This is a genomic window from Brevundimonas sp. EU05-FHT14B07 (assembly GCF_058790795.1).
On sequence record NZ_JBYTCZ010000003.1, the window covers coordinates 265,450 to 289,876 of the forward strand.

Consider the following 24,427-nt stretch of genomic DNA (forward strand, 5'->3'; position numbering starts at 1 on the left):
CCTTTCGGTCGCCTATCTGAACTTACGTAGGCCTCTTGGTCCCTGACGACCCGCGCCGGCGCGTTTGCCCAGCCAGTCTTTCCAGTCGGGCCAGTTGCGACGACGTCCGCCGCCGTCGGCCCATTCCGGCCCGTTCTCGGCGTTGAAGACTGTGATATCGGCGAGGCCGCCTTGTTTGAAGCTTTGCAGCTTCACGCCCTTGCCGCGTCCCATCTCGGGCAGTTCAGCAAGAGGGAAGATCAGAGTCTTGATGTTCTCGCCGATGGTCGCAACGTGATCTCCGGTCACCCGCAGCACCGCCAGCATTTCTCCGTTAAGCACCTGCTTGCCGCCGCGCTTCTGCGCCAGCGTGTCGTCTTCCGGTGCGATGAAGCCGTATCCGGCCTTGGACGCGATCAGCAGCTTGCCGCCCGGCTGATAAGCCAGGACGTTGATGATCTCGGCCTTTTCGTCCAGATCGATCATCAGGCGCAGCGGCTCGCCATGGCCGCGTCCGGACGCCAGCTTGTCCGCGCCGATGGTGAAGATGCGTCCATCCGACGCCGCCACCAGCAGCTTGTCGGTCGTATAGGCCGGGACGAGGTAAGCGAGTTGGTCGCCTTCCTTGAACTTCAGCTCCGACGGATCCTCGACCTTGCCCTTGGCGGCGCGGATCCAGCCGCGTTCCGACAGTATGACGGTGATCGCCTCGCGCGGAATGAACGCCTCGGGCGCGACAAAGGCGGACGTATCCACCGCCTCGGCGATTGTCGTCCGGCGCGGCGAGATGAGCGCCTTGCGCACGGCCTCCAGTTCCTTGGAGATCGCCTTCCACTGCTTGCCTTCTGACGACGTCAGCGCCTTCAGGTTGGCAAGTTCCTCCGACAGCGCATTGAATTCCTTTTCAATCGTCATCTCTTCCAAACGCGCCAACTGACGCAGCCGGGTGTCGAGGATGAAGTCGGCCTGAACCTCCGTAAGGCCGAACCTGGCGATCAGGACGGCCTTGGGCTGCTCCTCCTCGCGAACGATACGGATCACCTCATCGAGGTTGAGGAAGACGATGCGCAGGCCTTCCAGCAGGTGCAGACGTTTCTCGACCCGCTCGATCCGCCATTGCGAACGACGGTTCAGCACCTCGCGCCGGTGATCCAGGAAGGCGCGCAGGCAGTCCTTGAGCCCCATGACGCGCGGCGTGCCGCTGGCGTCCAGCACGTTCATGTTGATCGGGAAGCGGACCTCCAGATCGGACAACTTGAACAGGCTTTCCATCAGCATTTCAGGCTCGATGGTGCGGTTCTTGGGTTCCAGGATCAGGCGGATGTCTTCGGCCGATTCGTCGCGCACATCGCCCAGCAGAGGCGCCTTCTTGTGCTCGATCAGGTCCGCCAGCGCCTCGATCAGTCGCGACTTCTGCACCTGATAGGGCATTTCGGTGACGATGATCCGCCAAACGCCGCGCCCCAGATCCTCGGTCTCCCAGCGCGCGCGCAGTCGCACACCGCCCCTGCCCGTTTCATAGGCGTCCAGGATGGAGGCATGGCCTTCGACCGCAACGCCGCCTGTCGGGAAGTCGGGACCCGGCACATGCTGGACCAGGTCTTCGGTCGTCGCGTCCGGCCGCTCCAGCAGCAGTTGGCAGGCGTCGATCAGTTCGCCAACATTGTGCGGCGGGATCGAGGTGGCCATGCCGACCGCGATGCCGGACGATCCATTGGCCAGCAGATTCGGGAAGCCGGCCGGCAGGACGATCGGCTCCTCGTCCTGATCGTCATAAGTGGGCCGGAAATCGACGGCGTCCTGATCGATGCCGTCCAGCAGCAGGACCGCGGCCGGCGTCAGCTTGCACTCGGTGTAGCGCATGGCCGCCGCGCTATCGCCGTCGATATTGCCGAAATTCCCCTGACCATCGACCAGCGGATAACGCTGGGCGAAGTCCTGAGCCAAGCGAACCAACGCCTCATAGATCGAGGCGTCTCCGTGGGGGTGGTATCCGCCCATCACCTCGCCAACGACCTTGGCGCATTTGCGCGCCGCCGCCTGCGGGTTCAGGCGCATCTGATGCATGGCGTAGAGGATGCGTCGGTGCACGGGCTTGAACCCGTCACGCACATCCGGCAGCGCGCGGTTGGTGATCGTCGACAGGGCGTAGGCCAGATAGCGGCGGCTGAGCGCCGTCTCCATCGGCTCGTCAATGATGCGGCCGCCTTCCGGCGGCGGGGCGTGGATCGTCATGGCTCTGCGAATCGGGGATCGGAAGCGGGAAGTCTAGCCCGTAAGACGCCAGATTGGCGGATAAGCGCGCTGGGGAGTCACCAAACCGCTCCGCCGTGCGTATGTGAGTGACACACTCTCGTCAGGCCGCGCCATGATCCTGTTCCTGCTCTCCTATCTCGCCGGCGTTCTGACCATCGTCAGTCCCTGCATCCTGCCGGTTCTGCCCTTCGTTTTCGCACGGGCAGATCGGCCGTTCATCCGCAACGGTCTGCCATTGTTGGTCGGGATGGCCGTGACCTTCGCGGGCGTGGCGACGCTGGCGGCGCTGGGCGGCGGCTGGGCGGTTCGAGCCAATGAGGTCGGGCGCTGGATCGCCTTGGCCGTCATGGCGGTGCTGGGCGTCAGCCTGCTGTTTCCGGCCATGGGCGATCGCCTGATGCGGCCGTTCATGGCGGCGGGGTCCTGGCTGACCGATCGCGCCGAGCGCCAGGGCGGCGATCAGGGCGACGTGCGCTCGTCCCTGCTGCTCGGCGTCGCAACAGGGCTGCTCTGGGCGCCGTGCGCCGGACCCATTCTGGGTGTGATCCTGACGGGCGCAGCGCTTCAGGGCGCCGGAGTCGGAACGACGGTTCTGCTGCTGGCCTATGCAGCAGGCGCGGCGACATCCCTGGGTCTGGCCCTGTTGGTCGGCGGTCGCGTGTTCAAGGCCATGAAGGGCGCGCTAGGCGTCGGCGAATGGGTAAGGCGCGGCCTGGGCGTTCTGGTGCTGATCGGCGTGGTCATCATCGGCCTGAGGGCGGATACAGGACTGCTGACCCGGATTTCGGCCGCCAGCATGGGCCGGATCGAACAGGCGCTGCTGGGCGGGATCGGGCGCGGCATGCCGACGAACCAGGCCCCGGCCGATCTGGCCAATCTGCCCGTCGAAGGGGTGATGCCGCCGCTGACCGGGGCGACGACCTGGATCAACACCCCGCCGCTCACGACCGAACAACTAAGGGGCAAGGTGGTTGTCGTCGATTTCTGGACCTACTCCTGCATCAACTGCATTCGCTCCATCCCCTACGTCCGCGCCTGGGCCGAGAAGTACAAGGACCAGGGTCTGGTGGTGATCGGCGTGCACACGCCCGAGTTCGCCTTTGAGAAATCCGAGGCCAACGTCCGCCAGAACGTCCAGCGCCTTGGCATCGACTATCCGGTCGCCATGGACAACGAGTTCGCCATCTGGCGGGCGTTCAAGAACCAGTACTGGCCCGCCCACTACTTCATCGACGCCAAAGGACAGATCCGTCACCACCATTTCGGCGAAGGGGACTATGCGGGCTCCGAACGCGTGATCCAGCAACTTCTGAAGGAAGCGGGCGCCGCGAACGTCGCCAGCAACGTCGTCACTGTCCAGGCTGAGGGCGCAGAAGCCGCTGCCGACATGGCCCAGGTCGAATCGCCAGAGACGTACGTCGGCTATGGCCGCGCCGAGAACTTCCGCTCTCCCGGCGGCCTGGCCAACGACGTAATCAAGGACTATGTCGCCGCGCCGCTGAAAATGAACGATTGGAGCCTGTCGGGCCGTTGGCGTGTGACGCGTGAGCATGCCGACCTGCAGACCGCTGGCGGCCGTATCGCCTTCCGCTTCAAGGCGCGCGATCTCCATCTGGTCATGGGGCCCAGCAAGCCGGGCGCACCCGTCCGCTTCCGTGTCCGGATCGATGGCGAGGCGCCGGGCGCCAACGCCGGCAGCGACATCGACGCCCAGGGCCTTGGCCGGGTCGACGGCGAGCGGCTGTACCAACTGGTCCGTCAAACGGGCGCGGTGCGCGAACGGACGTTCGAGATTGAGTTCCTGGATCCCGGCGTTCAAGTCTTCGCCTTCACTTTCGGCTAGAGGCGGCCGGCGTCGCCCAGTTTGTCCAGCATCCACACACGCGCAGGCGGCAGGGGCTTGTTCTGTGGGTGGAAAACGAACTGCTCCAGGAAATGCCCCGTCAGGTCGAACCCGGCCCGGACGTCGCCCTCGATCAGACCGGATTGGGCGCCCAGCATGAAGGGCGGCAGGGTCAGCATCTTGTCGGCATAGGGTGCGCCGGCGTCACGACTGACGGCCCGGCCCGTGCGGGGACTGACGTAGATCAAGTCGTCGGCCGTGCCGGTCGCGGCGCATTTCGACAGGTCCAGACCAAAGCCCAGATCTTCCAGGAGGCCGGCCTCGAACCGCACGAAGATCGCAGGCCAGACCGCCGGCATCTCGAACGCCGCCATCAGCGCCTCGAACGCAAGAAAGACGCCGGGATGCGGCTCACGCTCGGGCAACGCCCCTTGTGTCACGCCTGCCGCCGCCGCCAGTCCAGTCAGGGCCAGGGCGTCGTCGAACAGGGCGCTAGGCCCCTCGCCTACCGGCTCCAGCCGCACGGCGCCGAGGTGATCCGAGGTGCGGGCGCGGTAATCGGCCATGACCCGCGCGCCCGCCTGCAGGAACGGCTTCATCTTGCGTGACGCGCCGCCCGCCACATAGGCAGAACGCCTGCCGTGGTTCTCGGTCAGCAGATCGACCACGGCGCCCGTATCGCCGTGGCTGCGCGCCGACAGGACGAACGCCTCTTCGTGGAAGTCCATCAGTCCGCCGGATCCTGAGCGATCAGCCCGACCACGCTCTTGGCCTTGTCGTTCGGCACGGTGAAACTGAGCACATATTGCTCGATCTTCCAGCCATGGTCGGTCAGGCGCAGCACGCCTGAGCCTCGCGTCAGGCCATAGGCATCGTTGTCGAGCAACTCATCGAACCAGACGATGCAGCGGCAACCGCCCGGCGCCAGGGTCGCCACCCGGTCATGCGGGCGATAGGTCCAGCCTTTCCCTTGTGAGAAATAGGGCGTGGCGTAGGCGCGAAACTCAGCCAGTGACCAGCGCTCGGCCGCATCCGTGCCGATGAACCGGGCGTCAGGCGTGAACAGATCGAAATAGGCGTCGCTATCCGCATGCGAGGCCGCCGCGTGCATTCGGTCGAGAACAGCGCCCGCCTCGAGGACGGGATCGCCCGCAGCCTGAGTGGACGAAGCGGAAAAGACGAGAGCGGCAAGAAGAGCGATCATAATTCCGTTCTACTCCTGTTCTCCTCGCCGGAAAACCGTCGGATGTCTCAGCGCGCCAGCGTCGTCGGAAACTCGTGGCCCAAGGCCTCGGCCATCGCCTGCTGGCTGATCAAGAAGACCTGGTCACGCAGGTGATAGTTGTTGGACAGGACAATCACCGTCACGTCGGCGTCCGGCTGATAGAGCATCAGGTTGCGGAATCCGCCCCAGCTGCCGGTGTGGTAGATCTGGCGGTCCTGGAAGCTGGGCCGCACCTGATCGCCCAGGCGATTGGCGAAGATGCCGAAACCCCAATCCCGACGCGGATGGCTGCGTTCGTTCGGCTTGGTGTCGGCCGGCGCGTGGTCAGCCAGCATCTGCTGATAGCTGGCGGGGGTCAGCAGGCCGCCGCGGTGCAGCGCCCTCTGCCAGACCAGCAGATCGTCCAGCGTCGAATAGACCGCGCCGGCGCCCGCCACGATAGAGGTGTTGGCGTTCGGCTGGGCCGCTAGACCGCCGGGGAAGTTGGCATAGCCCATGATGACGCCGTGATCGCCGCCATCGAGATCAAGCCCGCTATCCTTCATGCCGAGAGGCTTGAAGAAGTTCTCGCGCATATAGGTCTGAAAGGGCTTGCCGCTGGCCTTTTCGACGATGGCAGCGGCCAGATTGAAACCGGCGTTGTCGTACTGAACCTTGGCGCCCGGCTCGAACTGAAGGCCGAACCGTTTCGAATCCTCGGTCAGTTCGTCCAACGTCGCCGGCGTCGTGCGGCGTATGCCCCAACCGGGCCGCGCCATCAGGTCGGGAATGCCGGAAGTATGCGACAGCAGGTGGCTGATGCGGATCGGCGCCCAGGCCTGCGGACAGGGCTGGATCCATTTGCAGACCGGATCGGAGACGTTCAGCTTGCCCTCGTCCTGAAGCTTCAGGATCGCCGTCGCCGTGAACTGTTTGGAGATCGAGGCCAGGCGGAAGCGCGAGCCCAGCGCCAACGGCTGGTCCTGCTCGTAGTTGGCCTTGCCATAGACCTGGCGGAACAACACCTTGTCGCCCTTGGCCACCAGAACCGCGCCCATGAAGCGGCCTGAAGCAGCTTCGCGATCCAGGCGCGCCGCGAGCTGCGGCAAGTCCTGAACTACAACCGCGGGTGGTCGCGGCGGTGCATCGGCGCGCTCGGTCGCCAGTTCCACATCGGTCTTGGGCGCCACGGCCGTGGTGATGCCGCCCCAGACCGCGCCGCCGAGGATCAGCGCCCCAAGGACGCCCAGAACGAGCCGAGGATGCCCCCCGGCGGTACGCGGCACATCAAACACAGGAACTCAGACGTCGAAATCCAGACCGAACTGGGCATAGAGGGCGCGGCTGTCCTGCCATTTCGGATCGACCTTGACGGTCAGGAACAGGTGCACCTGACGGCCGAGGATTTCGTTCAGCTCCTCGCGCGCCTTCTGGCCGATCCATTTCAGCGTCTGGCCGCCCTTGCCCAGGACGATGGGCCGTTGGCTCTCGCGCTCGACATAGATGGTCTGCTCGATCCGGGCCGAGCCGTCGGCGCGATCCTCGAAACTGGTCGTCTCCACCGCCGCCGAATAGGGCAGCTCCTCATGGACGCGCAGATAGACCTTCTCGCGCGTGATCTCGGCCGCGAGAACCCGGACCGGCACGTCGGCCGCCTGATCCTCGGGATACAGCCACGGCCCCTTGGGCATGGACAGGGCCAGACGTTGCTTCAGGTCCTCGACGCCGTCGCCATTGGCCGCCGAGATCATATAGACCTCGGAGTAAACTCCGCTTTCGAACAGCTTCTGCGACAGCGCCAGCAGGGTGTCGCGGCGCATGCCGTCGATCTTGTTCAGCGCCAGAACAACCTTGGTCCCGGTGGCCTGCAGGTTGGCGATGATGGTCTCGGTGTCCTCGGCCGAGCGACGATCGGCCGCCGTGCCCTCTCGGCCTTCGGCGTTGATGTGCGACTGGGCGTCGATCAGGTGAACGACGATGTCCGCATCTTCTGCTCCGCCCCAGGCTGAAGCGACCATGGCTCGGTCCAGGCGACGACGCGGCGTGAAGATGCCGGGCGTGTCCACCAGCACGATCTGGGCGTCGCCTTCCATGGCGATGCCGCGCACGGGAAAGCGCGTCGTCTGCACCTTTTGCGTGACGATCGAGACCTTGGATCCGGTCAGCCGGTTCACCAGCGTGGACTTGCCGGCGTTGGGTGCGCCGATGATGGCGGCAAAGCCTGCGCGCTGGTTTTCGATATCGGTCAAATGACGCCTTCACGTTTGAGGAGAGCCGTTGCGGCCGCCTTCTCCGCCTCCTGACGCGAACGCCCTTGCGCGGTCAAGGGCTGCACGTCCTGCACGGACACTTCGACGGTGAATGTCGGCGCATGGTCCGAACCCGTCCGATCGGCGACGCGATAGGTCGGCAGCGGCCGCCCCAACCCTTGCGCCCATTCCTGAAGCGCCGATTTCGGATTGGTCACGGTGCGGGATGGCGGCGCCGACAGTTCGTCGGACCAGGCCCGTTCGAACACGGCCTTGGCGGCATCCAGCCCGCCGTCCAGATAGACCGCCGCCAATACGGCCTCGACCGCATCGGCGATGACGCCGGCCTTGCGGCGCCCGCCGGTCTTGGTCTCGCCGGGCGATAGCCGCAGCGCGGGCCCCACGCCCAGCGCCTCACCGACGCGGGCGCAGGCGCCCTTGTCGACCAGGGCGTGCAGGCTGGACGACAGCTGGCCCTCGTCCGCCGTCGGAAACTGAGCCGACAGGCGCTCGGCGACCAGCAAACCCAGCACCCGGTCGCCCAGAAACTCCAGCCGCTCGTTGTCGCGTGGACCGTGGATGCCGACCGGCGCCCCCTCGCCCACGCTGGCGTGTGTCAGGGCGCGCTCCAGCAGGGCCTTGTCGTTGAACCTGTGTCCCAGGCGCGTTTCCAGCGCCGCGACCGCTTCGGCTCTCAGATTGGCCATCAGTGCAGAACGTTGAAGAACCGGTCGAGCCGCACGTTGAACCAGCTGACCGGGTTCCACAGCGACGAACCGGGCTTCCACGAGAACAGGATGATCTGCGCCTTGCCGACCAGGTTCTCGGCCGGGACCATGCCCACGCCGCTGGACTGTTCGACACGGCTGTCGATCGAGTTGTCGCGGTTGTCGCCCATCATGAAGTAGTGACCGGCCGGGACCTCATAGACGGGGGTGTCGTCCAGGTCGTTTCCGGGACCGAAGTCCTGGGTCATGAAGCTCTTGCCTTCCGGCAGGGTCTCGCGGACCTCCGTCACCGGGCGCGGGCCGAAGATGTCGTTGATCTCCTGCTCGCTGACCACGACATCCTGCACCGGCTTGTCGTTGATATACAGCTTGTTGGCGATCATCTGGATGCGGTCGCCGGGCAGGCCGATCACGCGCTTGATGAAGTCCGTCTTGTTGTCTCGCGGCAGTTTGAACACGACGATGTCGCCGCGCTTGGGCGCCGAACCCATGATCCGGCCGTCGAACAGCGGCGGGCTGAACGGAATCGAGTGTTTGGAGAAGCCATAAGACCACTTCGAGACGACGATATAGTCGCCTTCGTACAGGTTGGGCTCCATCGAGGCCGACGGAATGGTGAAGGGCTGGAACAGGAAGATCCGCAGCACCATGGCGATCAGCAGGGCGAAGACGATGGTCTTGAAGATTTCGCCGGTCTCGCTGGCCGCCGAGGTTGCCTTGTCGCCGCCCTTGGGCGTCTTGGCGTAGACCTTCTGGTTCGCCGTCGTGGGCTCCTGCACCGACTTGATCGGAGCGTCCGCTTCCGAGGCCGCAAATCGTTCTTCGGGCGTGGCGTCGCGATTGGCGTCGTCGGGCTTTTGGTCTTCGCTCATGCGATCAGGCATCCTCGCCGCGTCCGCGCGGTCATCGCGCACGCCTATAACCTGATTACGACTGCGGCAAGGCTTCGATCACCACGAAGGCGAGCGCATAGGGATGTTCGTCGCTCAGCGTCAGGTGGATTTTCACCTCGTGTCCGGGCGGCGTCAGACGCGCCAGATGCTCAGCCGCATGCCCGGTCAGCGCCATCGTCGGCTGACCCGAACGCAGGTTCACCACCCCCATGTCGCGCCAATAGACATCGGCGCGCATGCCGGTGCCCAAGGCCTTGGCGCAGGCCTCCTTGGCGGCGAACCGTTTGGCGTAGCTCCAGGCCGGGTCCGGCTTACGGTCCGAGCGGGTGCGTTCCAGTTCGGTGAAGCAGCGGGTCTTGAAGCGATCTCCAAACCTATCAAGAGACGCCTGGATGCGACGGATGTCCGACAGATCCGCGCCGACGCCGATGATCATTTGGCCGCATCCATCGCGGCCCGCATCCGTCGGATCGCGCCATCCAAGCCGATGAAGATCGAGTCGCCGATCAGGAAATGGCCGATGTTCAGCTCGCGGATTTCCGGGATCGCCAGCATGCGCGGAGCCGTGTCGTAATCCAGCCCGTGGCCCGCGTGGACTTCCAGCCCCAGGATGTCGGCCTGGGCGGCGGCCGCGGCAAGGCGTTCGAACTCGACCTCCCGCTCGCCGGGATCGATAAGGTGGCAGTAGCGGCCGGTATGGAACTCGATCACCTGGGCGCCGACGGCAGCGGCGGCCTCGACCTGCGCTTCGGTCGGTTCGATGAAGAGCGAGACCCGGATGCCGGCGTCCGCCAGCGCCTTCACCAAAGGCGCGATCCGGCCTTCGTGACCGGCGACCGCCAGACCGCCTTCGGTCGTAACCTCCTCGCGCCGCTCGGGCACCAGACAGGCGGCGTGCGGCCGGTGGCGCAGAGCGATCGTCAGCATCTCATCCGTCACCGCCATTTCCAGGTTCAGCGGCTTGCCGGCTCGCGCGCATAGGGCGCTCAGCACGTCGATGTCGGCGTCGGTGATGTGGCGGCGGTCTTCGCGCAGGTGAGCGGTGATTCCGTCTGCTCCGGCCGCCAGCGCCGCCTCGGCCGCACGCGCAGGATCGGGATGCGTCCCTCCCCGCGCATTTCGCACCGTGGCGACGTGGTCGATGTTGACGCCCAGCCTGACCCGTTCGCGCATGGCTCTACTTCGACAATCTGCGGCTGCCGGGATCTTCCACCGGAAGCGCGGCCAATTCCGGCGGAAGAGCGTCGGCTGGGTAAGCGGGCACGTCCAGCGACGCCAGGGCGATCAGCGGCACACCCACATCCGCCTTGCCGCCCGACCGGTCGACGATACAGGCGGCGGCGATCACCTCACCCCCGGCGGCCTGGATCGCGGCGATGCATTCGCGTGACGACAGGCCTGTCGTGACGATGTCTTCGACCATGACGACCTTTTCGCCCGGCTCGACCGAGAAGCCGCGACGCAGTTTGAAATCCCCGCCCTCGCGCTCGACATACATCGAACGGACCTTCAGGTGTTTGGCCGTCTCGTAACCGGGGATGATGCCGCCCACAGCCGGCGAGATGGCGACATCGACTGGGCCAACCGTGGTCGTGATCTTGTCCGCCAGCGCCTTGCACAAACGCTCGCATCGCGCGCCGTCCATGAAGACCAGGTTTTTCTGCAGGAAGACCGGGCTGTGCAGACCCGACGACAGGACGAAATGGCCTTCGCGCAGGGCGCCGGCGTCGCGAAACTCGTTGAGGACGTCTTCAGTGTTCATGACAGGGTTCTAGACCCGGATCGCGCGCGGATGAACCCTGCGGCGACGCTTCATTCGATGTTTTCGTTCGGCCGCAGCCCGCGCGCGAGCAGTTCAGCCCAGACGCCCTCCGCGTCCTCGCCGAAACCGATCAGGTCCAGGTCGGACGCGGCGATCATCCCATGCTCGACCAAGGCGTCGAAACCGATGACCGAGGTCCAGTAGGCCTTGTCCACCAGAACGACCGGAACCGGCGGCGCCTTCTTCGTCTGGCGCAAGGTCAGCATCTCGAACATCTCGTCGAAGGTTCCGAAGCCGCCGGGAAACACCACCAACGCATTGGCGCGCATCGCCAGATGCATCTTCCGCATCGCGAAATAGTGGAAGCGGAACGTCAGCTCCGGCGTCGAATAGGCGTTCGGCTCCTGCTCATGCGGCAGGGTGATGTTGAAACCGACGGACGGCGCGCCCGCGTCGACGGCCCCGCGGTTGGCGGCTTCCATGATGCCCGGGCCGCCGCCGGTGGCGATGACATTGTCGCGGGGTTCGCCAACTCGACCGCGCAGCGCTCCGCCGCGCTCGGACGCCAATCGACCAAAGGCGCGGGCCTCTTCATACCAACGGTGCCCTTCGCGGATGCGCGCGCTGCCGAAGACGACGAGGGTCGAGCGCACGCCCCAGGCCCTCAACGCCTCCTCAGGCTTGGCGTATTCCATCAGGAACCGCACGCCGCGCATCGAATCGCCCAGCAGGAAGTCCTGATCCATCGCCGCCATGCGATAGGACGGCGAGGCCATCTGCGCCGCGTTCGGCTTTATCGGGTCGCTCATTCGCCCCGCGCGCGCTCGACGGAATCGACCGACGGATTGGCGCGCAACGCCGCCATGATCATGGTGGCATGCTTGGCGTCTTCGACCTCGACATCCACGTCCACGTCGAAGAAGTCCTGCTGACGGTGCGCCATCGACAGGTTGATGATGTTGCCGCCGGCCTCGCCGATCAGGGTCGTGACCTGACCCAGCACGCCCGGCGCATTTCGGATCGTCGCGCGAATACGGGCGGCGGCGACCGCATCCGTCTCGGCCTGAGGCGTCCATTGCAGGTCGTGCCATACCGAATCGTCATCGGCGAAGGCGGCCAGGGTCTGGCAATCGATGGTGTGGACGGTCAGGCCGGATTCCGGCTCCAGAATGCCCACGATCCGGTCGCCCGGCACGGGCGTGCAGCATTGGCCGAAATGAACCGACACGCCGGGCGTCAGCCCCCCGCCGCGCACGAACAGCCGCGCCTTGTCGCCCTCGATGCGCTGCTTCTCCGGCCCGGCCTTCAGCCGTCCCTTCAGCGCGGGGAACAGGATTTCGGCCGCCGTCGTCGGCGACAACCGCCCGCGACCCAGGCCTTCGAACAGATCGTCGTCGCTCGCGACCGCCAGCAGCTCCAGAACCGGCTTCAGCGACACGTCGGTCAGGGTCTTGTCGACCCGGCCCAGGGTCTGATCCAGCGCGACGCGGCCCAGCTTGATGAACTCTTCGCGCTCGGAGGTGCGGATATGGCGGCGAATGGCCGAGCGCGCGCGGCCCGTCACCGTCAGGCTGCGCCAGTCGGCAGGCACTTCGCGCTTGGAGCCCCGAATGATCTCGACCACGTCGCCGTTTTGGAGCGGCGTCCGCATGGGCTTCAACTCGCCATTGACCTTGACCCCTACGGCCGTGTCTCCGACCTCGGTGTGGACGGCATAGGCGAAGTCCAGAGGCATTCCCCCGCGCGGCAGGGTCACCAGTTGCCCCTTCGGCGTGAAGACGAAGACTTGGTCCAGATACATTTCAAGTTTGGCGTGCTCGACCCAGTCCTCGCCGCCCTCGCCGTGCTCGATCACCTGAACCAGGTGGCGCAGGTTCTGAAGCGGGTCGCGCCCGCCGCCCTGCTCCATCGCCTCGCGGTCGAAGCCGTAGGAATGGTTCTTGTAGCGCCAGTGGGCGGCGACGCCGTCCTCGGCGATCCGGTCCATGTCCTCGGTGCGGATCTGCATCTCGATCCGCAGACCCCGGGGGCCGACGACGGTCGTGTGCAGCGAGCGATAGTTGTTCGACTTGGGCGTCGAGATGAAGTCCTTGAACCGCTCGGGCACCATCGGCCATTCGCGGTGGATCACACCCAGCGCGCGATAGCAGTCGTCCTCCGCCTCAACGATGACGCGGAAGCCATAAATGTCCGACAGGGACGAAAAGCCGACGGACTTGCGCTGAAGTTTGCGCCAGATCGAATAGGGCGTCTTTTGCCGGCCATAGACATTGGCCTTCAGGCCCGCCTCGGACAGGACGCGCTCAACCTCGCTCGCTACACCGTCGATGGCGCGACCGTGCTCCAGCTTCAACGCCTCCAGCCGCCGCTCGATGGCGGTCTTGGCCGTTGGGTTCAGATGGGTGAAGGCCAGTTCTTCCAGCTCGGACGCGATCGAGTGGATTCCGATTGACCGGCCCAGGGGCGCATAGACTTCCAGCGTTTCGCGGCTGATCCGCTCGCGCTTCTCCGGCTTCACGAACTGGAGCGTCCGCATGTTGTGCAGACGGTCGGCCAGCTTGACCAGCAACACCCGCACGTCACGGCTGATGGCCAGGATGAACTTGCGCAGGTTCTCGGCCTGGCGCGTGTGTTCGGCCTGAAGCTCCAGCCGCGACAGCTTGGTCACGCCCTCGACCAGGACCGCGACCTCTTCACCGAACATGCCGGCGATGTCGTCGCGCGTCGCCGAAGTGTCCTCGACCACGTCATGCAACAGGGCGGTGACGATGGTGGCGGTGTCGAGCTTGTAGTCGGTCAGTATGCCCGCGACCTGAATCGGGTGGGCGAAATAGGGATCGCCCGAGGCTCGCAACTGCGAACCGTGCATCTTCATCGCATAGACGTAGGCGCGGTTGAGAAGCGCTTCGTCGGCGGTAGGGTCGTAGGCCTTGACCGCCTCGATCAGCTCGAACTGGCGCAGGATCGGCGCACGCTTGGGCTGCGGCGCCGGATCGACGAGCGCCGTCTGAGGGTCGTTTTTGTTTGCAGCTTGAGGCGCCGGCGGAACCGTTTCGGTCCGCGCCGGCAGGATAGTGACGCCAGGGGCTCCCTCGGGCGTCAGTACCGCTCCTCCTGACCGCCGTCGCGGTCGCTTTGCAGGGCGCGGATCAGTTCCGCCTCGGCCATGTTCATGTGCTGCGGCGAGGCCAGCAGAGCGACCGTTTCGGCCTCATCCTCGGCTTCCGTTCGCTCATCGACGCGTTGCAGCGTGGTGATGATGGTTTCGCGCAGTTCGTCCGGCACGACAGTGTCGTCGGCGATCTCGCGCAGGGCGACGACAGGGTTCTTGTCGTTGTCGCGGTCGATCGTCAGGGCGGCGCCGTTGGCGATGCTGCGGGCGCGGTGGCCAGCCATCAGCACCAGACCAAAGCGGTTCGGAACCTTCTCGATGCAGTCTTCGACGGTGACGCGGGCCATGAAATTCCTCGAACGCGGGGGAGAACCGCGTCAAATACAGATGAGGACGGCTTTTTGCAACGCCACAGGGGCGGAAGTTGGGCGTCAGGTCGGGCGGGCGTCGACGCCGACGGGGGCGCAAGCGGCCAGATCGCTCGCGGCCCCGCCATGCGGATGCGTCCATGCCGGCGCGATCTCGGCGATGGGGCCCATGACGAACCGCCGCTCGGCCGCGCGGGGATGGGGCAGGATCAATCCCCGAAGATCACCGCTCGATCGTCCGTAGGCGATCAGGTCCAGATCTAGCGTCCGCGGCGCATTGCGAACCGACCGCTCGCGGCCGAACGCGTCCTCGATCCGGCCGAGCGCCGCCATCAGGGCATGGGGATCGTGTTCAGTGCGGACGATGACCACGCCATTGAGAAAGGCTGGATCGTGCGGATCGGGCCAGGCCTGAGACGACCACCACGACGAGCGTGCGACGACATCAATCCCTTCGCTGCGAAAACGCGCGATCGCCGCCTCCAGCGCTTCGGTGCAGGACGACCATGCCCCCTTGTCATTGCAGCCCAGGGCCACGATGACTGCATCATTCAGGTCGAACCCGTCATCGATTCCGACGGCGACCGCGCGATCCGATTTTTTATCTCTTTCGACGGCTTCGACCATGTTTCATCCCACCGACCGGTTGGCGATCTTTATCGACGGCTCGAACCTCTACTCCGCCGCCCGCGCCCTGCAGCACGACATGGACTTCCGGCGGATGCTGGACTGGTTCCGCGAGAGGTCCATCCTGACCCGCGCATACTACTATACGGCCGTGGTCGAGGGCGAAGAATTCTCGCCGGTGAAGCCGTTGGTGGACTGGCTCGACTACAACGGCTTTTCGGTCGTCACCAAGCCGGTGAAGCGGTTCACGGACAACAGCGGCCACAGCCGGATCAAGGGCAATATGGACATCGAGATCGCGGTGGACATGCTGGAGCTGGCTCCGCACATCGACCATGCGGTGCTGTTCTCCGGCGATGGCGACTTCCGGCGGGTGGTTCAGGCGATCCAGGCCAGGGGCGTGCGGGTGACTGTCATCTCGACCCAGAAGACCCAGCCGCCGCATATCGCTGACGAACTGCGTCGTCAGGCCGACGCCTTCCTGGACCTGAACGATCTGATGGCCGACTTCGGCCGCCCGAAGGCCGCCCAATGACCCTGACGCCCGAACCGCCCCGCGACTGCCCATTGTGCCCGCGCCTGGTCGCCTATCGTCAGGAGAATGCGCGTCAAAATCCAGACTGGTGGAACGGGCCGGCCGCCTCGTTCGGCGATCCGAACGCGCGTCTGCTAATCGCCGGCCTCGCACCCGGCCGTACCGGCGCCAACCGGACGGGACGTCCCTTCACCGGCGATCACGCCGGCTGGCTGCTGTACGACACCCTGAAGAAGGCCGGCTTTGCGCACGGCCATTACGATCCCAACGGCGACGATGACCTGACGCTGACGGACTGCATGATCACCAATGCGGTCCGATGCGCCCCGCCCGGGAACAAGCCTCTGCCGATCGAGGAGACGACCTGCCGTCCCTTCCTGATCGACCGGCTCAAACTGCTGCCGAATCTGAAGGTGATCGTGACCCTGGGCGACGTCTCGCGCCGCAATATACTGAAAGCCTTCGGGCGGCCTGCGTCAGCGATGCCGGCGGGTCACGGGGCGCAGGGCGAAGCCGGCGGATACGTCATTCTGAACAGCTATCACTGCTCCCGGTTGAACACGAACACCGGTCGCCTGACGCCGCAGATGTTCGAGGACATCTTCGCGCGCGCCCGAACCCTGATCGAGGCCTGAGCCTCAGCCCTTGTCGCGCATCAGGCGGGCCTTGTCGCGCTGCCAGTCGCGTTCGGCCGAAGCCTCGCGCTTGTCGTGCAGCTTCTTGCCCTTGGCCAGCGCGATCTCCAGCTTCGCCTTGCCTGCATCGTTCAGATAGAGCTTCAGCGGAATGATCGTCTGGCCGTCGCGCTGGACCGCCCCCATCAGCTTGTCGATCTGCTTTCTGTGGAGCAGCAGCTTACGCGGTCGGCGCGGTTCGTGGTTGAAGCGATTTGCCTGTTTGTATGGCGGAATATCGGCGTTGATCAGCACAATCTCGCGCCCCTCCACCGCCGCATAGCTTTCGGCGATATTGGCCCGGCCGTCGCGCAGCGCCTTGATCTCGGTGCCCAACAGCTGAATCCCGGCCTCGATATTGTCTTCCAGGAAATAGTCGAACCGCGCGCGTCGGTTTTCGGCGATGACCTTGGACTTCGATTGCGGCTTGGGCGCCATCAGATGACGCCCGCCGCCGCCATGGCGCGGTCGATAAAGGGTTTGACCGCATCGGAGGTCGGCGACAGCGGCAGACGCGCCTCCTCGTTGCATAAGCCGAGCTTGGCCAGGGCGTATTTCGTCGGCGCGGGCGAGTTGTCCAGGAACAGCGCCTTGCACAAACTAATCAGTCGGTCCTGCCAGTCGCGTGCTGTCGCATAATCTCCGGCAGTCATCGCATTGTGCAAGGCGACCATGGCCTCCGGCGCGACATTGGACGCCACCGAGATTAGGCCGACGCCGCCATGGGCGTGGTAGCCGAGATAGCTGGGGTCGTCGCCCGAGATGAGGTCGAACTGGCCATCGATGTTCGCTCGCATCCAGCTGACGCGGCTCATGTCGCCCGTGGCGTCCTTGATGCCGACGATGTTGGGGTGGGCCGCCAGCCGCGCCACCGTCTCATTGGACAGATCGGACCCCGTCCGGCCCGGCACATTGTACAGCAGGATCGGCAACTGCACGGCGTCGGCCACCGCTTCGAAATGCGCCGCCATGCCCGCCTGGGACGGGCGAATGTAATAGGGCGTGACGATCAAAGCCCCATCCGCGCCCACCGTCTTGGCGTGGCGGGTCAGGTCGATGGCTTCCTTGGTATAGGGCGATCCGGTGCCCGCAATGACGGCGACGCGCCCGGCCGTCAGACGCACGCACAGCTCGATGACGTGCTTGTGCTCATCCAGGTCCATGCTGGCGCCCTCGCCCGTCGTGCCCATCGGGACGACGCCGTGAACCCCTGCGGCGATCTGACGCTCGAGCAGTTTGGCGAATGCGGCTTCGTCCACGTTTCCGTCACGAAGTGGTGTGATCAGGGCGGTGATCACGCCCTTGAACAAGGGGGCGTTCATGAGACTAAGCTGGCCTGCGTGGGGAGTGACGATGGACGGATGTTCATCGCCTTTGCAATGAGCGCGGGACGTTAGGTCGCCAGCGGCTCCGCCGCAACCGGGATTGAATGGGAACAGGACAGATCATGATCGCGACCAGTCTGGCGGCGGCCCTCGCCGTCCTTGCGCCGAACCCGCAGGACGTCCTGCCCACCCAGCCTGTGCCCTATGCCTCGGCGTCCTCGTCCGTGCCCGGATATTCGGCGACCTATCAGGGCCGCGTGCTGAATGATCAGGACACGGCGCTGTTTCGTCAGGGGCTGGCGGCGGCCCGTGCGCGCGATGTGTTCGGCGCCCAGTCCGCTATGTCGCAGATCAGGGACGCCTCGGCTCGCAAGCTGGTCGAATGGGCGCTGATCGACACCTCGGGCGAGCAGCTGTCCTACTCGGACCTCGCGCGCGGTCAGTCCGATCTGGCGGGATGGCCGCGCGGCGAATCAAGACGCGCCGCCGCCGAAAAGGTGCTGGACCGCTCCGGCATGGGCGCGGACGCCGCCCTGGCCCTGATGTCCGACGGCAAGCCGACGACGGTCGAGGGGGCCATCGCCTACGCCTCTGCGCTGCAGCAGCGCGGCCGCCAGGATGAGGCGCGCGCCCTGGTCCGCGACTGGTGGCGCACCCGCTCGTTCGACGACGCGCCGCAGTCGCGTATCCTCGGCCAATGGGGTTCCTGGCTGACGCCCGCCGATCACGAGGTGCGGCTGAATATGCTGTTGCTCGGTCCGCACGGACCGGCGACACGCAGCATGATCAATCTGGTCTCGCCTGATCGCGCCGCCATCGCCAACACGGTCATGACCCTGCGCTCGGCCTATAGCCCTGACGCCGTCATCGCCAATCTGACGCCGACCCAGGCGGCCGATCCGGCCGTCGTTCTGGAACGCGTTCGCCTCCTGCGATCGCAGAACCGGCAGTCCGAAGGCTTCGCCTTGCTGGCCAATCTTCCGCCGGCGCCAGGCCACACGACCGGCGACAACACCCTGTGGAGCGAGCGCCGCAACTACTTCCTCGACGCCCTGCAACAGGGCAACTGGCGCGCGGCCTATGACGCCATGAACGGTCACGGCTTCACCTCGGGCGACCGGATGGTGGACGCCGAGTTCTTCGCCGGCTGGGTCGCCCTGACCAAGCTGAACCAGCCCGAGGTCGCCGCCCGCCATTTCGAGGCTCTGCGCACCGCCTCATCCACGCCGATCACTCAGGGCCGCGCCTACTATTGGCTGGGTCGCGCCGCCGAGGCGCGCGGCGAACGCGACGCCGCCCTCGCCTACTATCGCAACGGCGCCCAGCATTGGCAGACCTTCTACGGTCAGCTAGCGGCCGAGAAGGTGGGCTTGACCACCCTTCAGCTGCCGGGGGAACCTGTGCCTTCACAGGCGGACATCGCCCGCTTCGAAGGCAATGAGATCGTCCGCGCCACGCGGATTCTGGGCGAGACCGGCGAGATGAGCCTGCTGCGCGTTTTCGCCTATCAGCTGGACAATGACCTGCCGACCATCAACGACCTGGCCCTGCTGATGGACCTGTCGCGCGGCTATGGCGAAGGCTTCACCGCCATGATGGTGGGGCGCGCCGCCAGCCAGCGGGGCTTCGTCATGCCCGAGCGGATGTATCCCGTCCGCGTCCCGCCCCAGGTCGCCGGCGCCGCACCGCTGGAGTTCACCCAGGCGATCACGCGTCAGGAATCCAGTTTCGATCCCCGCGCCCGCTCCGGCGCCGACGCGCGCGGCATGATGCAGTTCCTGCCGTCCACCGCCTCCGGCGTCGCCCGCCGTCTGGGCATGAGCTATTCCGCCGAGCAGTTGTGGGATCCCGACTACAACATGACCCTGGGCAGCTATCACCTGGGCGAGCTGATGGCCGCGAACAACGGCTCCATGCTCCTGGCGACGGTTGGCTACAACGCTGGACCGGCCCGCCCCAGCCAGTGGATCGCCCGATGCGGCGACCCGCGCGGCGATGCGATCAAGACCATCGACTTCATCGAGTGCGCGCCCTTCACCGAGACGCGCAACTATATGATGCGGGTGATGGAAAACATGGCGGTCTACAAGGCGCGCCTGAACGGCGGCACGGCGCCGCTGACGCCCTCGGCCGACATCTCGCGCGGATCGGCGGCCGGCGCGCGGCCCTATATCGCCTACTGAGCCCGGCGGGCCGCCAGCAGCGGCCCGTTCGGCCCCTCGATCCACTCGCCGTCCAGCCCGAAGACCTGGCGCAGGACGGCGGGCGACAGCGCCTGGATCGGTGGGGCGTCAGCGACTACGCAGCCCTGATCCAGAACCACGACGCGATCCGCCACGGCGGCAGCCAAGGTCAGGTCATGTAGGCTGACCAACACCCCCGCCCCACCGTCGGCCCTCGCCCTCAACCGTTCGAGCACAAGCCGCTGCGCATCCGGGTCCAGCCCCGCAATCGGTTCATCGGCCAGCAGCAGCGGGGCATCGACCACCAGGGCCCGCGCCAGCAGAACCCGCGCCCGCTCTCCCCCCGACATCTCCGCCACGCCGCGATCCGCCAGATGACCGGCGCCCATCTCATTCAGCGCCGCCCTGGCCCGCCCCAAGGCCTCGGCCCCCGACAGGAAGGGCGCCCCCAGGGCCGTGACCTCGATGGCCGGCAGGTTCCAGGCGATGCGTCGCTCCTGCGGCAGATAGGCCGCCCGTTCCGCGCGCTGACGATGGGACAGGTCTGTGATCTGCGTCCCGCCCAGCCGGACCTGACCGCCGGTGACCGTCAGCAGGCCGACCGCCGCGCGAATGGCGCTGCTTTTGCCCGCCCCGTTCGGCCCGCAAAGAGCCACGACCTCGCCCGCCGCGACCGACAGACTCACCCCCTCCAGCACAACGGCCTTGCCCAGCCGCGCCTGAACCGTCTCCAGCGACAACAGGCTCACAGCCGCCACTCCCGCGCCGCCCGCCAGGCGATCAGAGCGAACAGGGGCGCGCCGATCAGGGCGGTGAACACGCCCAGCTTAAGCTCCTGATCCGTCGGCGTCAGTCGCGCCAACAGGTCCGCGACGATCAGCATCAGCCCGCCGGCGAGCGCCGAGGGCGCCAGGACTCGCTTCGCATCGCCGCTAACCGCCGCGCGCACCAGATGCGGCGCCGCCAGGCCGACGAACCCGATGACGCCCGCCACCGCCACGGCCGCCCCTGTTGCCAGGGCCGCCGCGATCAGGGCGAAGGCCCGCAACCGTCCCATATTCAAGCCCGACGCCGCCGCACCCTCGTCGCCCAGGGTCAGCATCCGCAGACCTGTGCCCGACAAGGCAGCAAAGCCCCCCGCGACGATGACGGCCGGCGTCACCCAGGCCACATCGACCCAGCTTCGGTTCTGCACCGATCCCAGCAGCCACGACATAACCTCGGCCGAGGCGATGGGCGACGGCGACAGGTTGAAGATCAAGGCTGTCGCCGCGCCTGCGAAACTGGACACCGCCACTCCGAACAGGATCAGGGCCTCCGGGGCCCGCATGGCTCTGGACGCCGCGATCAACAGTCCGCCCGCCAACGCCGCGCCCGCCAATGCCGAAAGCTCGACCATTCCCGGCACAGCCGCAGCGCCAAGGACGATCGCCAGCGCCGCGCCCAGGGCCGCCGTCGCCGACACGCCCAGTACGCCGGGATCGGCTAGCGGATTGCGCAACAGCCCCTGCATCACCGCGCCCGCTAGACCCAAGGCCGCGCCGACGACAAGGGCGCAGACCGCGCGCGGCGCCCGCACCTGCCACAGCACCTCGGCCGGACCGGATGTCGGATCGGTGAAGGCAGCCGCGTACTGATCGACGCTGAACGCCGTCTCGCCTGCCAGCACCGCCAGAGCCAGCGCCGCGAAGATCAAACCGGTCAGGACCAGGCACAGCCGAACCGTTCTGCTCACGGCCGCCCCTTGGCCATCATCTCAACCGCGTCGGCGGCGAACCAGGCCGGGCAGGTCAAGGTCGCGGCAGGCAGGCGCGCCGCCGTTCGGCCCTCGGCCGCCCGCGTAACAACCGGATGCCGCCCCAGTCCGCGCAGGTCGGAACGCAGCTGATCGAAAAAGCCGAGGACAAATCGGATCGGCGGGTTCATCGCGATTCGCTCGACGCTGAGGGCGCCAAAACCGGGAGCGGCCGTCAGGTTGCGAAATCCGGCCGCCCGCATCATCGCATCCATCAGCGTGCCTGGCCCAGCAGTGAAGCCCCCCGATGTCAGATAGACGGCACCAGGCGCCTCAACCTCGTGCTTCACCGGCGCCGCTTTGACCAACTTCCCGTCCATCTGTCGCTCTAACGCCTGTCCGCGCTCAGCCTGTCCCAGATCCCGCGCCACAGTCCGGATATTCCGTCGTACGCCCTCCAGATCAATCGCATCATCGATTGTGACCACCTTGACGCCGCGCTGCGTCAGCGCGGACAGCAGGCGCGGCTCGCCGCCCCAGTAGCGCACCACGACGTCAGGCTGAAAACCCACGGCGGCCTCAAGTGTCGGACGCAAACGCTTGTGACCGACCGCCTGCTGACGCAGCCAGGCGTCCGGATCGTCGGCACGGGGCGACAGCGCGAGGTCCGCGTCCGGCGCCAAGGCCAGCACATATTGATCCGCGCATTGATCCAGCGCCATGATCCGCAAGGGCCGCGCCTCAGCCACACTGCTGCTGAACGCCAGAGCCGCCAAGGCGACGCAGACACGCCTCATCGTTCGATCAGACCGGCGAACAGGGCGTCCAAAGTCGTGCGAACCAGCGCCTGCCGATCGGACCACGGGAAGTAGGGCTTTGTGATCATGAGCGACACGATCCCGTGCGCCGCAGCCCAGATCGCCTGCGCGATCGTGGCGGGATCGCCTTTCATGCGTCCGGCCGTCACGGCGTCGCCGACGGTCGCTTCCAATGTCGTGAACAGGCTGGAGCCGAGCTCGCGCGCCGCGTCCTGGGCGCCCTCTCGCGCCTCGACAGGTCTTGTCAGATAGATCAGGCGATAGGCGTTGGGATGGGCGAAACCAAAGTCGATGTAGCCCTCGATCATCCGCCGCAGCCGCTGCTCGGGCGGCGCGGCCTCATCGGCGACGGCGGCATTGGATGCGATCAGCCGCGCAAAGGCGTCACGGCAGATTTCCTGCAGGATCGCGCCCTTGTCCGGGAAATGCATGTAGAGCGCCGTCGACGACAGCCCGACCTCGTCCGCGATCTTGCGAATCGTCGCGCCTTCATAGCCGTGCTCGACGAAGATGCGCTCGGCCGCGGCCAGGATTTCGCCCCTACGCGAATGGCCTTCGCCCTTGGGCTTTCGGGTCGTGCGCGAGGCGTTCGAAAGTTCAGACAAGCCGCTGCTCCGGGTGAGGCGCCCTGAATAGCGACAATCCGTCCCGGACGCCAACCGACTTGCAGAACGAGGTTGTTTCAAATAGCGATTAGGGGTTGTGACGCTTTGGGGGCGGATGCGGTGAAGGATTGGGCGCATCCAGGGATCAGGCCCCGCCGAAACGGCGCCTCACGACGTACGCCGAGCGGTTTCCAGGTCACGACCTTGATCCTGCTTACGCTGACATCCGCCGTGGCGCTAATCCGCTGGCCCCAAACCGCTCTCACCGTCGCCCTGGTGTTGTTCCAAGCCGCGTTCGTCGTGTGCGCGCTGTGGAAGGCCGTCATCGGTATCGCCAGCCTGCGACGCCCCGCGCCTGTTCCGCGTCCGATCGAATGGCCGCGCTACACCATTCTGGCGGCGCTTTATGATGAGGCGGCTGTGACCTCGCAGTTGATCGCCAACCTCGGCCGGATCGACTATCCGGCGCACAGGTTGGAGGCGTTCATCGTGCTGGAGGCGCATGATGAGGTCACACTGGCCGCAGCCCAGGCGACGCCCAAACCGCCGTGGCTGAAAATCCTGATCGCACCGCCGGGCAGCCCCCAGACCAAGCCGCGTGCTTTGAACTACGCCTTGGGCCACGCGCGAGGCGATCTGGTCACCATTTATGACGCAGAGGATCGACCGCATCCGCAACAACTCCGTCAGGCGGCGGCCCGCTTCGTCGCCCAGCCCCGGCTGGGTTGTCTTCAAGCGCCGCTGCGTATCCGAGCATCCGGCAAGACTGGCTCGTGGTTTTTAGATCGGCAGTTCGCCTTTGAGTATGCGGCCCTGTTCGAAGTGACCTTGCCGGGCATGGCGCGGCTGGGCCTGCCCTTTCCGCTGGGCGGCACCAGCAATCATATCCGCATGACGGCGCTGCGTGGAGCTGGCGGCTGGGACGCGCACAATGTCACCGAGGACGCGGACCTGGGCTTTCGGCTGTGGTCGATGGGCTGGAGGCTCGGCGTCATCGACAGTCCGACGTGGGAGACGCCGCCGGGCGCGATGGACCGATGGCTGCCCCAGCGCACCCGATGGCTGAAGGGCTATATGCAGACCTGGGGCGTGCATACGCGGCGTCCCAACGCCCTGGGCCGTCGCGGAAGCTTGTCGCTGGTCATGACCTTGGGCGCGGCGATCCTGTCGGCGGCCGCCCATGCCCCGACGCTGGCCTGGCTGGTTCTGGCCATCGCCGTCTGGGCGCTTTCCGGCGTCTTGCCGCCCCTGCCCGGAGGCTCGCTAGGCGTGCTGGCGCTGGGCGTCATCGCCGCCTGGATGAGCTGTGCGGTCGGAGCACGACGCGCCGGGCTCGATTATCGGCTGGGCGATGTGCTGGCTGCGCCAGCCTATTGGGCGTTGCTCAGCCTGGCCTTCGTCCATGCAGCCTGGCGGTTGGCGGTCGAACCGCACGTCTGGGACAAAACCCCGCATGATCGCGACGATCAGATGCCGGAATTGACGGTCGTGGCGCTGGACGCTGGACGCGAGGCGGCCTGAGCGCCTATCA

Annotated in this window: 25 protein-coding genes; 5 read left to right on the forward strand and 20 right to left on the reverse strand. The window is 66.2% G+C overall.

The window, feature by feature from the left end; translation table 11 throughout:
* Nucleotides 1-12: 12 nt before the first annotated feature.
* The gene (gene parC, locus AC3WRC_RS09220; protein ID WP_492303639.1) at nt 13-2,214 is read right to left on the reverse strand and encodes a DNA topoisomerase IV subunit A; all 2,202 of its coding nucleotides are present in this window, start codon (nt 2,212-2,214) and stop codon (nt 13-15) included.
* Nucleotides 2,215-2,317: 103 nt separating this feature from the next.
* Here parC and AC3WRC_RS09225 point away from each other — a divergent pair, with 103 nt between their 5' ends.
* On the forward strand, nt 2,318-4,078 hold the full coding sequence (locus AC3WRC_RS09225; RefSeq protein WP_492303640.1) for a cytochrome c biogenesis protein DipZ: 1,761 nt from the start codon (nt 2,318-2,320) through the stop codon (nt 4,076-4,078).
* On the opposite strand, the gene recO is transcribed toward AC3WRC_RS09225, so the two are convergent.
* The 13 genes from recO to folK form a co-directional block, all read right to left on the reverse strand.
* On the reverse strand, nt 4,075-4,806 hold the full coding sequence (gene recO, locus AC3WRC_RS09230; RefSeq protein WP_492303641.1) for a DNA repair protein RecO: 732 nt from the start codon (nt 4,804-4,806) through the stop codon (nt 4,075-4,077). The genes AC3WRC_RS09225 and recO overlap by 4 nt on opposite strands.
* Nucleotides 4,806-5,282 (reverse strand): nuclear transport factor 2 family protein, encoded by a 477-nt coding sequence (locus AC3WRC_RS09235; RefSeq protein ID WP_492303642.1) that lies wholly within the window; start codon nt 5,280-5,282, stop codon nt 4,806-4,808. The genes recO and AC3WRC_RS09235 overlap by 1 nt, the downstream gene beginning before the upstream one ends.
* A gap of 47 nt (nt 5,283-5,329) precedes the next feature.
* A complete protein-coding gene (locus AC3WRC_RS09240; protein WP_492303643.1) occupies nt 5,330-6,568 on the reverse strand; it encodes a serine hydrolase domain-containing protein in 1,239 nt (412 codons plus the stop codon).
* 15 nt (nt 6,569-6,583) lie between these two features.
* Nucleotides 6,584-7,531 carry a GTPase Era gene (era, locus tag AC3WRC_RS09245; RefSeq protein WP_017503839.1) on the reverse strand — a complete coding sequence of 316 codons (948 nt, stop codon included), beginning with the start codon at nt 7,529-7,531 and terminating at the stop codon, nt 6,584-6,586.
* Entirely contained in the window at nt 7,528-8,238 is a 711-nt protein-coding gene (gene rnc / locus AC3WRC_RS09250; protein WP_284877461.1) for a ribonuclease III, read from the reverse strand. Before rnc ends, era begins: the two co-directional genes overlap by 4 nt.
* On the reverse strand, nt 8,238-9,131 hold the full coding sequence (lepB, locus tag AC3WRC_RS09255) for a signal peptidase I (RefSeq protein WP_492303644.1): 894 nt from the start codon (nt 9,129-9,131) through the stop codon (nt 8,238-8,240). Before lepB ends, rnc begins: the two co-directional genes overlap by 1 nt.
* A gap of 55 nt (nt 9,132-9,186) precedes the next feature.
* Complete coding sequence (gene acpS, locus AC3WRC_RS09260) at nt 9,187-9,588, reverse strand: holo-ACP synthase (RefSeq protein ID WP_055753631.1); 402 nt, start codon at nt 9,586-9,588, stop codon at nt 9,187-9,189.
* Nucleotides 9,585-10,325 carry a pyridoxine 5'-phosphate synthase gene (locus AC3WRC_RS09265; protein ID WP_492303645.1) on the reverse strand — a complete coding sequence of 247 codons (741 nt, stop codon included), beginning with the start codon at nt 10,323-10,325 and terminating at the stop codon, nt 9,585-9,587. The genes acpS and AC3WRC_RS09265 overlap by 4 nt, the downstream gene beginning before the upstream one ends.
* Nucleotides 10,326-10,329: 4 nt before the next feature.
* A complete protein-coding gene (gene pyrE / locus AC3WRC_RS09270; RefSeq protein WP_055753633.1) occupies nt 10,330-10,914 on the reverse strand; it encodes an orotate phosphoribosyltransferase in 585 nt (194 codons plus the stop codon).
* Nucleotides 10,915-10,964: 50 nt separating this feature from the next.
* Entirely contained in the window at nt 10,965-11,723 is a 759-nt protein-coding gene (locus tag AC3WRC_RS09275; RefSeq protein ID WP_492303646.1) for an LOG family protein, read from the reverse strand.
* Nucleotides 11,720-13,879, reverse strand: a complete 2,160-nt coding sequence (locus AC3WRC_RS09280; protein WP_082465025.1) for a RelA/SpoT family protein — start codon at nt 13,877-13,879, stop codon at nt 11,720-11,722. Before AC3WRC_RS09280 ends, AC3WRC_RS09275 begins: the two co-directional genes overlap by 4 nt.
* 134 nt (nt 13,880-14,013) lie before the next feature.
* Nucleotides 14,014-14,373 carry a DNA-directed RNA polymerase subunit omega gene (rpoZ, locus tag AC3WRC_RS09285; protein WP_017504892.1) on the reverse strand — a complete coding sequence of 120 codons (360 nt, stop codon included), beginning with the start codon at nt 14,371-14,373 and terminating at the stop codon, nt 14,014-14,016.
* Between the two features lie 84 nt (nt 14,374-14,457).
* On the reverse strand, nt 14,458-15,021 hold the full coding sequence (gene folK, locus AC3WRC_RS09290) for a 2-amino-4-hydroxy-6-hydroxymethyldihydropteridine diphosphokinase (protein ID WP_492303647.1): 564 nt from the start codon (nt 15,019-15,021) through the stop codon (nt 14,458-14,460).
* Here folK and AC3WRC_RS09295 point away from each other — a divergent pair.
* Nucleotides 15,020-15,556 carry a LabA-like NYN domain-containing protein gene (locus AC3WRC_RS09295; RefSeq protein WP_017504890.1) on the forward strand — a complete coding sequence of 179 codons (537 nt, stop codon included), beginning with the start codon at nt 15,020-15,022 and terminating at the stop codon, nt 15,554-15,556. The genes folK and AC3WRC_RS09295 overlap by 2 nt on opposite strands.
* A complete protein-coding gene (locus tag AC3WRC_RS09300; RefSeq protein ID WP_165116810.1) occupies nt 15,553-16,191 on the forward strand; it encodes a uracil-DNA glycosylase in 639 nt (212 codons plus the stop codon). Before AC3WRC_RS09295 ends, AC3WRC_RS09300 begins: the two co-directional genes overlap by 4 nt.
* Before the next feature lie 3 nt (nt 16,192-16,194).
* On the opposite strand, the gene smpB is transcribed toward AC3WRC_RS09300, so the two are convergent.
* Complete coding sequence (gene smpB, locus AC3WRC_RS09305; protein WP_055809902.1) at nt 16,195-16,668, reverse strand: SsrA-binding protein SmpB; 474 nt, start codon at nt 16,666-16,668, stop codon at nt 16,195-16,197.
* Nucleotides 16,668-17,552, reverse strand: a complete 885-nt coding sequence (gene dapA, locus AC3WRC_RS09310; RefSeq protein ID WP_161639163.1) for a 4-hydroxy-tetrahydrodipicolinate synthase — start codon at nt 17,550-17,552, stop codon at nt 16,668-16,670. Before dapA ends, smpB begins: the two co-directional genes overlap by 1 nt.
* Before the next feature lie 125 nt (nt 17,553-17,677).
* Between dapA and AC3WRC_RS09315 the strand changes: the two genes are divergently transcribed.
* On the forward strand, nt 17,678-19,738 hold the full coding sequence (locus AC3WRC_RS09315) for a lytic transglycosylase domain-containing protein (protein WP_492303648.1): 2,061 nt from the start codon (nt 17,678-17,680) through the stop codon (nt 19,736-19,738).
* On the opposite strand, the gene AC3WRC_RS09320 is transcribed toward AC3WRC_RS09315, so the two are convergent.
* The 4 genes from AC3WRC_RS09320 to AC3WRC_RS09335 are packed head-to-tail and all read right to left on the reverse strand — an operon-like array spanning nt 19,732 to nt 22,896.
* Nucleotides 19,732-20,487 carry an ABC transporter ATP-binding protein gene (locus AC3WRC_RS09320; RefSeq protein WP_492303649.1) on the reverse strand — a complete coding sequence of 252 codons (756 nt, stop codon included), beginning with the start codon at nt 20,485-20,487 and terminating at the stop codon, nt 19,732-19,734. The genes AC3WRC_RS09315 and AC3WRC_RS09320 overlap by 7 nt on opposite strands.
* Nucleotides 20,484-21,473: a FecCD family ABC transporter permease gene (locus AC3WRC_RS09325; RefSeq protein WP_492303650.1), complete on the reverse strand. Its 990-nt coding sequence runs from the start codon at nt 21,471-21,473 to the stop codon at nt 20,484-20,486. Before AC3WRC_RS09325 ends, AC3WRC_RS09320 begins: the two co-directional genes overlap by 4 nt.
* The gene (locus tag AC3WRC_RS09330) at nt 21,470-22,249 is read right to left on the reverse strand and encodes an ABC transporter substrate-binding protein (RefSeq protein WP_492303651.1); all 780 of its coding nucleotides are present in this window, start codon (nt 22,247-22,249) and stop codon (nt 21,470-21,472) included. The genes AC3WRC_RS09325 and AC3WRC_RS09330 overlap by 4 nt, the downstream gene beginning before the upstream one ends.
* 17 nt (nt 22,250-22,266) lie before the next feature.
* The gene (locus AC3WRC_RS09335) at nt 22,267-22,896 is read right to left on the reverse strand and encodes a TetR/AcrR family transcriptional regulator (RefSeq protein ID WP_492303652.1); all 630 of its coding nucleotides are present in this window, start codon (nt 22,894-22,896) and stop codon (nt 22,267-22,269) included.
* A 204-nt stretch (nt 22,897-23,100) separates the two neighbouring features.
* On the opposite strand from AC3WRC_RS09335, the gene AC3WRC_RS09340 reads away from it, so the two are divergent.
* Complete coding sequence (locus AC3WRC_RS09340) at nt 23,101-24,417, forward strand: glycosyltransferase family 2 protein (protein WP_492303653.1); 1,317 nt, start codon at nt 23,101-23,103, stop codon at nt 24,415-24,417.
* Nucleotides 24,418-24,427: the final 10 nt, after the last annotated feature.

Bases quoted from the DNA above. Each gene is read 5' to 3' on its own strand.
- parC (WP_492303639.1), bottom strand. From the start codon at position 2,214: ATGACGATCCACGCCCCGCCGCCGGAAGGCGGCCGCATCATTGACGAG.
- recO (WP_492303641.1), bottom strand. From the start codon at position 4,806: ATGGACTTCCACGAAGAGGCGTTCGTCCTGTCGGCGCGCAGCCACGGC.
- AC3WRC_RS09235 (WP_492303642.1), bottom strand. From the start codon at position 5,282: ATGATCGCTCTTCTTGCCGCTCTCGTCTTTTCCGCTTCGTCCACTCAG.
- rnc (WP_284877461.1), bottom strand. From the start codon at position 8,238: ATGGCCAATCTGAGAGCCGAAGCGGTCGCGGCGCTGGAAACGCGCCTG.
- lepB (WP_492303644.1), bottom strand. From the start codon at position 9,131: ATGAGCGAAGACCAAAAGCCCGACGACGCCAATCGCGACGCCACGCCC.
- acpS (WP_055753631.1), bottom strand. From the start codon at position 9,588: ATGATCATCGGCGTCGGCGCGGATCTGTCGGACATCCGTCGCATCCAG.
- AC3WRC_RS09265 (WP_492303645.1), bottom strand. From the start codon at position 10,325: ATGCGCGAACGGGTCAGGCTGGGCGTCAACATCGACCACGTCGCCACG.
- pyrE (WP_055753633.1), bottom strand. From the start codon at position 10,914: ATGAACACTGAAGACGTCCTCAACGAGTTTCGCGACGCCGGCGCCCTG.
- AC3WRC_RS09275 (WP_492303646.1), bottom strand. From the start codon at position 11,723: ATGAGCGACCCGATAAAGCCGAACGCGGCGCAGATGGCCTCGCCGTCC.
- rpoZ (WP_017504892.1), bottom strand. From the start codon at position 14,373: ATGGCCCGCGTCACCGTCGAAGACTGCATCGAGAAGGTTCCGAACCGC.
- AC3WRC_RS09295 (WP_017504890.1), top strand. From the start codon at position 15,020: ATGTTTCATCCCACCGACCGGTTGGCGATCTTTATCGACGGCTCGAAC.
- folK (WP_492303647.1), bottom strand. From the start codon at position 15,021: ATGGTCGAAGCCGTCGAAAGAGATAAAAAATCGGATCGCGCGGTCGCC.
- AC3WRC_RS09300 (WP_165116810.1), top strand. From the start codon at position 15,553: ATGACCCTGACGCCCGAACCGCCCCGCGACTGCCCATTGTGCCCGCGC.
- smpB (WP_055809902.1), bottom strand. From the start codon at position 16,668: ATGGCGCCCAAGCCGCAATCGAAGTCCAAGGTCATCGCCGAAAACCGA.
- dapA (WP_161639163.1), bottom strand. From the start codon at position 17,552: ATGAACGCCCCCTTGTTCAAGGGCGTGATCACCGCCCTGATCACACCA.
- AC3WRC_RS09315 (WP_492303648.1), top strand. From the start codon at position 17,678: ATGATCGCGACCAGTCTGGCGGCGGCCCTCGCCGTCCTTGCGCCGAAC.